A 10,417-nucleotide genomic window follows, 5' to 3' on the forward strand; every position below is an offset into this window, starting at 1 on the left:
GAATTATCCCTCACTTACCATGATTTCGTCATCTTCCAGCTCTAGCAGATACTTATTGCCTTCTCCGGTAATCACTAACTCTTCTGAAGCTTTTGCCGCCTGAATAACCTCATTCGCCAACTCATCAAGTAAAATCACTGAGTTTTTGTCGTGTTTATTTGGACGATACCCACTATTGATATTAATCAGCAATTCAAGCAAGTTTATGTTTATCGGTAGGCAAAACTGCTTATCTCTTAGCTTTAATCTGGCGTTAAAAAAGGCGCTACTCGTGGTTGTGCTGTTTTGAATCATTGCTACATCCATAGATAGCTCAGCAGGAGCTGCAATCTGATAGTCACCAAAGTCAGACAGTAAAAAATACTTTTTCCCCAACTTAGGCGCGTTTCGATTAATGTAATTCCTAACAGCAGAGATCAGAACGTCTCGATAAAAGGTTTTCAGTTTAGACTTTTGCTCTGTACTGCCTGTATACTCTTTATGCAGCTGGAATATAGCGATGTATTTATCAATTAGGCTCTCATTAAAATCGCTTTCAAACTGCTGATGAAAGTTATTTGATAAAGCATCGTATTTGAAAACATAAAAGAGCCTTAGATACTGAGTACCGCTTTGCAACTCAGAAACTCCTAGGCTTTTCAAAGCTTGCTTAAATTGCTCAAAGTCTGGATTAGGCAAATTTAGGTTAAATGACAGAATGAACCTATCTATTTGCTTTGTCCTTAAGTGAGCTGGATCAAAGTGTTCTATTTTGTTTGCAAGCTCATTGGTACCACCCGCGAACAAGTTGTCAAACAGGTAATCTCCGCCAAGCAATAGTTCGTGAATAAAATCTAGTAGTGCGCGCGCTGTCAAGAACTGATCGCGCATCAAACGCGCTTTGAAGAGTAAGTCAATGATTACCTGTTGCACCGATGGCTGACATAGAAGTGTGTAGTTAGCCAAGACTATTGCCGAATCAGGATCATTTAGTTGCCGCTCTTTTTCGACCAAATTCCAAATTACCCCACCTGCTTCGGTAATGCGTGCTAATAGGCTGTTGGCAAACTCCGAAGTGAACTCATTTTCGTTTATTTCGAATTTAGGATAGTCTTCAAAACTTACGAAATAAATATCATCCAGCTCCGCGCGCTTATCGGTTAGATAAGCTTTTAAAGCCTCGCGAACATATGCATTGCGACCTTCCTCGGCATAATTACCTATCATCCCGGTGTTGATACCGACGACCAATGGATAACTGCCCGCTTGGTAATCATCAAATACGCGGTTTAATGTATCGATAGCACTACCTTGAGGGTCAAAGCTATGAGTTGCGTCTAAATGAAATCGGACCCCTTTGCTGTATTTCTTTTTGCGTTTAACCTTGGTCAGCAACTCAGATTTACCGTCGCCACTACTTCCGCACAAAAACAGTAATTTTTTATCATTGGCACCAAATGACGAAATGATTTTCTTCACTTTATCTTCTATTGGCATTTTGATGTACAAGTGGGCTTTTATTTCATCAAGAAGAGACAGCTCTTGATTACTTCTCTCCGTTGAAACCGCATAGGCCGAAGATTTTGATAAAATACTTAAAGCTTCTTTTAAACGCATAAAATTCCTGTCTTTAAGAGTTTCCTATCCATTGTTTCGCTTGTGGGGCCGACTGGCGTTCCTAATAACTAAAACTTTTCTACTATATCATAAGGTTAAGTTTGGTTGTTCTGATTGAGGTCAAATTCCAAGTTACACCACATTACACGTTAACCAGACTCGCCACCCACCCTTTCTAACAACGCATTGAGCCAGCGTTCGTGTTCGCGGCCGGGGCGTTGGTCGCCAGTTTGCCAGATTTTGCGGGCTTTAAGGCCGGTGTTTTGGGCTAGTACGGCGTTCAGGTTTTGCTCTGTGAGGTCTGTGAATGCGCGGCCATCTGTGGTGCGTTCGCCCTCGCCGTATTTGAAAGAAATATAAATGATGCCTTCTGGTTTGAGTGCGTTTTGCAGGCGCTGAAAAACCTCCGGAAGCTCTGCCATGGGGACATGTAACAAGCTGGCGCAGCACCAGATGGCATCAAAGGTGCTGGTTGCTCTGAGTTCATCAAAACTGAAACAGCCTACAGCTTGTTCCAGATGGAAGCTGGCGATATTGGCCAGCTCTGCGCAGGCGTCGAAGGCATCGACCCGGTAGCCGAGGTTTTTAAACGCCAGTGCGTCACGGCCGGAGCCGCAGCCGGCATCAAGGATCTTACCGCCTTTGGGTATGGCGGGTAAAAACTCGTCATACAGTGGCTGCATGTTCACCGCAAAAGTTGCCTCGGCAAAGCTGACAGCATTGCGGCTGTAGTATTCTAATGTGGAGTCTGACATCACTCACCCGTTTACTCTGTGGTGCAGCTGGTAAGGAGGTGATGCATGGGACAGGTGGCAGTGCCTGAGTGTTTACCCGGCTCTTTCCTGTTGTTCGGCGGTTACAACTTCCTTTGCGCGACACGATAAAACTATGCTTGTTAGTTGTGCCGGCATGCTCTTTGAGTTTATAACGCAAGAGCGAATGAGCCATCATTTGGTGCAGACACCTAAATAATTTACAACACTTTTGTCTGGTTGAGTAGCTTTTTGTCCGCTGTTATTAGCGATTTTAATACAATTGCTCAACTTTTGATTACAAATTAAATGGCGGGCCTGAACCGACAGGTGAGTGACCTACCTGCGGATGGTCTGGTTGGTTTTGGGAAACGTCAAAAGACAATTGATTGCTTATTAATAGGTGAGTACAGGAATAACAATTTGACAAACGCTTTCAGCGGACTTGGTAGCCCGGCGTCTGACTCGCAGCTCAACGACCTTTACTGAAAGAGTGACTGACTAAAAAGAATGAGCTTCATATAAGAAAAAAGGCACATCCAATGTGCCTTGATACAAGTACTCTCAATTACAGTCGCTTCACTCTGACCACCTTTTCAGGCTACCCTGGCCAGAGACTGTACCTGTTTACTCTATTTACTCTCTCAATCAAGACCAAATAAGCTATCGAACCCTTGCTTTAGGGCGAACAGAAACGCGAAATGTTCCTATCCGGACTCATACAGCCACACGGAACAACTCCGTGCAGGTGGTTACCCACCGACAACAGTTCGATTCATAAGCAGACAGTGCTCCCTCAGACCGTCCCGAAAGATTAACCAATAAATAAGAACAAAATATGGATGTGTAATGGTTATTTTTACCCAACAGCAAGGTTACCACCATAAACAGGTATCACCCAGAACACGCCAGATGCCCTGATTTTGTTCGAGATTGCTCGCTAAATCCGGCTATGTTTTAATTAGGCCTCTTTGCTCTTTCCTAGCACACAAGCCTTTGTCGTGGCGCAATTCAGCCCAATGGTTACACAGGTTGCTCAATGTGCCTTCCTCCGTGTATTTCCTTTATTGTCCTTCTTTGCGGGCGCCCAGACTCACATTTTTAGTGTCTGCCAAGTAAGTTCGTGCTTGCTATTGCAAGTAGGTCTGGGACATACAGCTTCCTGTGCAAGATTAATGTAAACCCCCTTTACGACCCAAATGATGGTGCGAGCACCATGTATAACCGAAGCTCGATGGTGCTGATTAGCTGTTCGCGTATCGAATACGGAAAAACGCAAGTGAATTTGAAATCGTCATGTGCATTTGAACTTTGATCGTACTGATTAGCTGTCCCCTGTATCAAATACTGCATAGCGACAGAGATAACCTGGTCATTGAATACAATTCAATCGAGCCGCCGTGAACAAGGAAAGCCTTTTCGAATAAAAGGCCTCCTTATATAACACGGACGCTCCAAGCAGACGGCCTCAATGGCACTTTGCCGTTGAGTTAACCCGCCTGTCCCATTGCGTTATTTATGTAATGGCTCACCTGATTTTGCTGAGGTCATATGGTGTTTGGTCATAGGTTCACCTGGCTTGATCACACTGTAAGTATAGTCAGGCTGAGGTTTTGTCACTTCCTCCGCCATAACCAAATTGGTTGTCTCCTGACTCAGGCTGGGTACCGATCCATTCAGGCTGCTTTCGGTATTTAGGATCAAGGGTAGTCCATCTTTGCCACTGCCTATCACCACCACTTTGGCATTATTTGATTTTGCCAGTTCAATAGTGGCTTCAATACCGCGCCATCTCAGGTAGGTTTCGGAAATTCCGCCGGCTACCGTTTCCTGAAAATCAGCAATACCTTGCGCTTCGGTTTTCTTACGTTGCGCTTCTTTCTTAGCCACTTCAAGGCGCATTGCATACTCTTCATTCAGGTAGCTTTGGTTCACCTTTGAGATGATTGCCTCGTGCACCTTATCCGGCACATCTACCCGCTTTATGAGCATATCGTCCAGATTAACCAGAGTATGACCATTTTTCATATGCCCTGTTTGCTCTAAAATAGTCTCTTCCTGCAGGTGCAACTCATGCAGCACTTCTTCCAGCAACTCCTTTTGCACTTTGATCCGCTGATGACTGTAGACCTGCTCAGCCCGATACCGCGACACTATCATACGTACCGCAGACGCCACCTCGGGTAACACCATTTCTTCGAGATATTTTGGGCCCACCAGCTGGTGCAAATACGGAACATGTTCGATGACTGGGCGATACCTGACGGTAACATTGAGTGTGATCCTGAGTCCCTCATTGGTAATGGCATCAATGTTTTCATGAGCAGTTTGAAAGCGTCCGTTATAAATAATCAGTTTATCCCAGGGCATCACCAATACTGTACCCTCGCTAAAGTGTTGCTCCAGATACGTACCTCCACCAAAACGTTTCCACAATACAGCAACCTCACCAGAGTCGACCCTGACAAAAATAAAAGGGACCAGTGCCACAATTAAGAACAAACAAATTAACAGGGTAAGGCCGGCTCTGAACCGCCAGGACAATATGCGTTTACGCCATGCCGGTTTGTACCGGCGCAGTACCCGCATCACCAGATTGGCAATGAGGATCAGCAGACAGGCGCCGGCCAGCCCTATGAGCATCAGATCAGGAGGCAGGATTATATTCATGACGGCACTCCATCGGTTTCTACTTCATGATGTTCCATTAGTTGTCCTTCTACCATCTTCAAATGCACGTCCGCCAGGTGGAAATAGGCGTCGTCATGTGTAATTGCGATCACGGTATTACCACGGGCCTTGAGCCTGGGCAGTACCTGTTCATAGAATTTACGTCTGAATATTGGGTCCTGATCGGCGGCCCACTCATCAAAGATATAAATCGGCCGATTCTCCAGTATGGTACTCAGCAACGCCAGGCGCTTCCTTTGCCCTGACGAGAGGTCTATGGTGCTGAATTCGCCATCATGAACGCTGACCTTAGCGTTCATTTCTAAAAAGACCAGCCATTCGTCAATTTCTTCCTGGGAGGTAGCCCTGATCCCATAGAGTTGTTTAAACAGATGAAAATCTGCAAAAACCGATGTAAAAATGCTGCGGAAGCTCTCCCGGTCGGCATCATGAACCGGTCGTCCATCCAAAAAGATTTGCCCGGCCTGAAGTTCATATAAGCCGGTTAACATGCGAATGAAGGTGGTTTTGCCGCTGCCGTTCCCTCCGGTAATAAAAGTGATTTGCCCTCGCTTAACCGTCAAATCGACAGGTCCGACAAAAAACGGTCGGTCGCCGGGTTTGCGATTGTGTTGATAGTACGCGCCTTCCAGTCTCAATTCTTCAAAGCTATCAATAGGGTGTATCTGGGTATTACGCGGTGGCGAGGTTTCGGCTTGTTCTCGTTTTAGATCTGCTTCCAGTGCCAGCACATTTTGCGCCGCCTCGGTGGCAGTTGTGAATACCGGAATACCACCGACAATACTGGTAATAGGACCGATTAAAAACAAGGAGGCTGTGGTAACCTTAATCACCACTTCAGGGTAAACATCTGATAACACAGGTACAAAAAACACCATCGCACCGGTCGCAGCGAAAAAGGTAATCTGAGAGAGCACAAAGTCGGTTGCAAACAAGGTTTTAGTTACTGTTTGCGCACGCCGCGCTTTGCCCGACGAGAGCGAAAACTCATGTTCCAGATCGTCCGCTCTGGGTGCGCTCAGTTTTACTTCCTTAAAACCGTCGAGCAAGTCTGACAATCGCTGGATAAGCTGGTTTTCGCTCTGAAATGCCAGCGCCATATTGCGTTGAATTTCATTGGCCCGTAACCGATGAATACTGCCCCCCAGCATGATCAGCACACTCAGGACCACAAACGCCATCACCGAGTGATAGGCAATGTACAATGAGGTGAAAAAGACCAGGCTTATCGACTGACCGATGATCACAAAGAGCTGGGCAGACTGAGAAATGGTTTGCAGCTCTTTACTGAGCGTATTAAAAATGCGCTCCTTACCGATCTTTTCAAGCGTTGATAACTCGGTATGTCGCACCGATTCAAACAGCTCAACACGCATATGATCAATGGCTTTTTCGACCATTCTTGCGGCTTTGGTCATCAGCCTCTGCTGAGTTAACCCGTAGATCAGCACAGTCAGGGTAAACAGCACCAGATAGTAAAATACATGGTTCTCTTTGTGGATATCAGATATATTTTCTGCCACGTTGTTGATAAGGGCAAGCACCAATGCATTGGCAAGGCCAGAGATACAACCGAGTAATACAAAGGTCCTTTTTTTAATTTTAATGTTTCGACTTATTAAATCGTATAATACCATTTTTATTGTCTTTTCATTGTGTTACCAGTGGCCTGAAAGTCCGCCACTGGTCAGAATACTGAGCGCTACGACGCAGCCAAAACTGCAATCCTTGTTATCTTATCTTGAGGATATACTTCCTCTGGTTATTAGCTTGCCTATTTTTCCACCACAATCAAGCGATGCGTGTTGGCAATGCAAGGTTTACTGTTGCTCCTCCGTTTCTTTTGGCTCTGCCAGACGTGTTTTTGCAAGCAATAACACCAGTAAGCTCACGAATGGTGTAAAGATCAGGCCAATAAAAAAGAAGCCTATAGGGCCTGCGAACGTGTTGCGTCCCCAGTAACCAGAAAGTACACATAACACCAGATATAAAGTCACTAACATATTTTGCTCCTATGAACTGACATTCAGCTCGGTTTTACCAATGAGCAAATAAACCAACAGATGCGCTGCTGGTTTATTTGTGTTTTAGCCTCTCAACTTACGCTGTAGCTTGGGTGTCTTGAGTGCTGTTGCCTTTATCTTTTCGATACTTTGCCGCAATTTCAGAGATGTCTCCCTTAATACTTGCCAGATTAAGATCTAGCAAAGTACCGCCATTTTCAAAGTGTCTGATAAACGTAGAACCTACTGCATTGGTAGACGCAGCGGATACTACTGGCATAAATGCGATTGCGCTAAGCGTGCCAATGATTGGTACTGACTTTAAGAAACTACTAAGTCCTGCACCGCCCAAAGACTGTGGGAATGAGCCGCCAATCACCGCACTTACCGTACCGCGGATCTTATTGTCACTGTAAGACTGACCGTATACTTTGGCAATCTCACTTATCATCTTAATTTGTACCCCAGTCAAGGCCACCAAGTCGATTGCCGGTACTGGGATAAGCCCCGTACCAAAAGACCATTTGGTGTACTTGTCGACAATAATGTGCGCTACCGCTTCGCGATTCTCAACCTCAACACTTACTGAGTCCTGCTTTGCTGCAGCTTCAGCAGCCGCTGTGGCCTTCTCATCCTTCGCTGTTTTTGTCGCTGTCATGTTTTTTCCTCTATGATTGGAATGGTACCAACGTCGTTAGAAACTCAGTTGGCATAAACAGTTGTTAAACCCACCAAGTCAGGTAAAGCCTAGACCCTAACTTGCCCTTTTTCACTTTCCATGTCCTAAAACACAGCAAGTAAATGCGTTTAAAATGCAGTGAATACGATACACAAGCGCTGTAATTCACTGCTGATCTCTTTTCTTTTTTACGCTTCATCTAACACCGTCTGACAGGCTTCGGTGCGGTGTTTATCGCTGTAAAAGATGATGTTGCGAATTTCTTCGGCAATACAGTCCGACTCAGTGCCGGTTTTCACATAGTTACTAAACACCATCACGTTTTGATCCCGCTCCAGCAGACGGTTAAAACTGGTAACCCATGAGTACGGATAGCTGCCTGAATACTGTAAGAATTTCTCGTACTTTCTGAGGTTGGTTTCGCTCGGATCATCCGGGCAATCGGCCACTTTGCCGTACTGGTTAGGGTCGATATAAGTGACAAACCAGCCGTAGCCATAGTATTCGCACGACGAGGAACTTCCGGTATTGGAATATGGTGCAAATGCCGCCAGCTTTTGCGCTTCATTAAGAATTTTGTTGGTATACAAACCCTGATCCCACTTGTGCATATCTTCCACGGTGGAGTACATATCACCAGCCGAGTAAAGCACTAAGGGATTGCTGTAAGGGTTAACCAGAATGTCTTCGTAGGGGGCCGGCCCGCCCGTAGCCGGTGGACGACCATTGGCCAGTGGCAGATACTGATTGTCTTTGTAAATGTACCCGGTGGTCATATCTGAATAGATCCCAATGGCGCTGAACGAGCCACTGTCGCTCATATCCAGCGGGTCGAGGATCTGCTCTTTGAGGATATTACTGAACCAGAAACTGCGGTCGATATCCCCTTGTGTGCCTGCCGCCAGCTGCTCAATGATATTGCCGACCAGATAGTAGTTACAGTTACTGTATTCGTATTTGCTGCCCTGACTGAAGGACGGCTGCCCGCCCTGCTCTTCACAGGTACAAAAGCGGTTGCCAAACCCTTCCGGCCCATTGAGATTAAGGGTTTCGTCATACAAATAAGGCCGCCAGCCCCAGTTGTTATACACCTCTTCATTGTCGCTGTAATTCGGGATCCCCGACGACATGGCAAGGAGGTTGTGCAAGGTGACGTCTGCACACTGATTTTTGGGATACCAGGGTAAATGGTCGCCGACAGTTTCGGTTCTGAGGTCCTTGCCTTCGAGCATACGCATCAGGATCGCCGCGGCAAACGCCTTGGTATTCGATCCGATCCGGTACTTAGACTTAACCGTATTATCCACCTTGTATTGGATGTTTTGCGGACCACAGTGGTGCTCATAAACCACTTTATCAATAGACGTAATATAAATAGTGCCGAAAAACACCATGGCATCGCAATATTGCCTGACCGAGGCGTCTATCATTTCTATTTGTGATGCGGTGATCGTGGTGTCTTTCGCCGTACTTTTATTTTGCAGACACGATGCCAGAGCGAGGCTTATCAGGCACATTACCATGATATTCAGCCTTGACGGGTTTAACCATTTCATTGTTTTGCTTCCTCAAATTTGACCACTATGTTTGCCAACCGCAGCACCACTAACAAACCCCGGATTGCACGCCTTAACGTGCCGCTTTTGCCATTCCCACCAGCACCTTACGAGTGCCGGTATAAGCCTGACGGCCGTGGGTAAATAGCATGTTATCCAGCAGCAAAATGTCGTTGCGCTGCCAGGGGTAAGAAAAAGTCAGATCGCGATAGACCTGGTTGATCACATCAATATCTTCTTTGGCTATCTCACTGCCATCGCCGTAATAGGCGTTGCGCGGTAAATAGTCTGCACCAATGCTGTCGGGCATGTCTGTGTCTACGGCAGAGCAGTGAAACAAGTGTGCCTGATTAAACCAGACCTTTTCGTCCGTTTGCGGATGCTTCATCACTGCTGGCCTGAACTGCCGGGTCTGCAACCTGCCATCGGCGAACCACTCACACTGAATGTCGTTTTTCCAGCAATACGCTTCCACTTCATCGCGACTTTGCGTCTGAAACACTTCCTGCCAGGGCAAGTCTATGTCGCCGTAGTTGCGTACATACATAATGCCGCGCGCTTCAAACCGGTCTCTGAGCGCTTCAGGCAGTCGCTTGTATACTTCACGGCTGTCGGCAAGCGGCGTATCACCGCCGGTGGTGGCCGGTAAAACGCAGAAAAAGCCCATCCGCATTGGCCAGCAATTGGAGTAGGCATTTTCGTTGTGTTGCAGGATCACCTGATCGGCGTGATATTCGGTGGTCGTGTAAATGTTATTACGCAGCGCGGTACGCGGGGAGGAACGATAGATATACTGGCTTAACGGCTCGCCAAAGATTGTTTCCAGAATAGTACTGAACTGATTGGTGCTAACGATATTGAGGCCGCGAAGCAGCGCGAAGCCATCGCGGTCAACCCAGGCATTAATTTCCTTCACATTCGCCTTTACCCAGGCAAGACCACTTTGCTTTTGTCCTGAGAGATCATGGATCCGTTGATCTGTATCGGCGGAATTTAAATCCATGTCTGGTGATAGTAACTGATCCATTTTATTCCCATCCTTTAATTAAGGTATTAAGTAAAATTTACATCGCAATTTTGACATTAATTGTTTGTTTTTTACGCACAACCAACATCAAAATAAAACAATTTAAAAACATA

General features: G+C 46.1%; 8 protein-coding genes. All 8 read right to left on the reverse strand.

Going from position 1 to position 10,417, the window contains the following annotated elements; all coding sequences use genetic code 11:
* Nucleotides 1-3: 3 nt before the first annotated feature.
* A complete protein-coding gene (dptF, locus tag MHN33_RS03880) occupies nucleotides 4-1,596 on the reverse strand; it encodes a DNA phosphorothioation-dependent restriction protein DptF (protein ID WP_239395787.1) in 1,593 nt (530 codons plus the stop codon).
* Between the two features lie 149 nt (nucleotides 1,597-1,745).
* Nucleotides 1,746-2,351 carry a class I SAM-dependent methyltransferase gene (locus MHN33_RS03885; protein WP_239395789.1) on the reverse strand — a complete coding sequence of 202 codons (606 nt, stop codon included), beginning with the start codon at nucleotides 2,349-2,351 and terminating at the stop codon, nucleotides 1,746-1,748.
* Between the two features lie 1,509 nt (nucleotides 2,352-3,860).
* The gene (locus MHN33_RS03890; RefSeq protein WP_239395791.1) at nucleotides 3,861-5,018 is read right to left on the reverse strand and encodes a prohibitin family protein; all 1,158 of its coding nucleotides are present in this window, start codon (nucleotides 5,016-5,018) and stop codon (nucleotides 3,861-3,863) included.
* Nucleotides 5,015-6,676 carry a cyclic peptide export ABC transporter gene (locus tag MHN33_RS03895; RefSeq protein WP_239395802.1) on the reverse strand — a complete coding sequence of 554 codons (1,662 nt, stop codon included), beginning with the start codon at nucleotides 6,674-6,676 and terminating at the stop codon, nucleotides 5,015-5,017. The genes MHN33_RS03890 and MHN33_RS03895 overlap by 4 nt, the downstream gene beginning before the upstream one ends.
* Before the next feature lie 183 nt (nucleotides 6,677-6,859).
* On the reverse strand, nucleotides 6,860-7,042 hold the full coding sequence (locus tag MHN33_RS03900; RefSeq protein ID WP_239395804.1) for a hypothetical protein: 183 nt from the start codon (nucleotides 7,040-7,042) through the stop codon (nucleotides 6,860-6,862).
* A gap of 97 nt (nucleotides 7,043-7,139) precedes the next feature.
* Complete coding sequence (locus MHN33_RS03905; RefSeq protein ID WP_239395806.1) at nucleotides 7,140-7,700, reverse strand: DUF697 domain-containing protein; 561 nt, start codon at nucleotides 7,698-7,700, stop codon at nucleotides 7,140-7,142.
* Nucleotides 7,701-7,909: 209 nt separating this feature from the next.
* Nucleotides 7,910-9,277 (reverse strand): serine hydrolase domain-containing protein, encoded by a 1,368-nt coding sequence (locus tag MHN33_RS03910; RefSeq protein ID WP_239395808.1) that lies wholly within the window; start codon nucleotides 9,275-9,277, stop codon nucleotides 7,910-7,912.
* Between the two features lie 73 nt (nucleotides 9,278-9,350).
* The gene (locus tag MHN33_RS03915) at nucleotides 9,351-10,304 is read right to left on the reverse strand and encodes a TauD/TfdA family dioxygenase (RefSeq protein ID WP_239395810.1); all 954 of its coding nucleotides are present in this window, start codon (nucleotides 10,302-10,304) and stop codon (nucleotides 9,351-9,353) included.
* Nucleotides 10,305-10,417 lie beyond the last annotated feature (113 nt).

This window comes from Pseudoalteromonas sp. OOF1S-7 (assembly GCF_022347765.1).
Classification (GTDB): Bacteria; Pseudomonadota; Gammaproteobacteria; order Enterobacterales; family Alteromonadaceae; genus Pseudoalteromonas.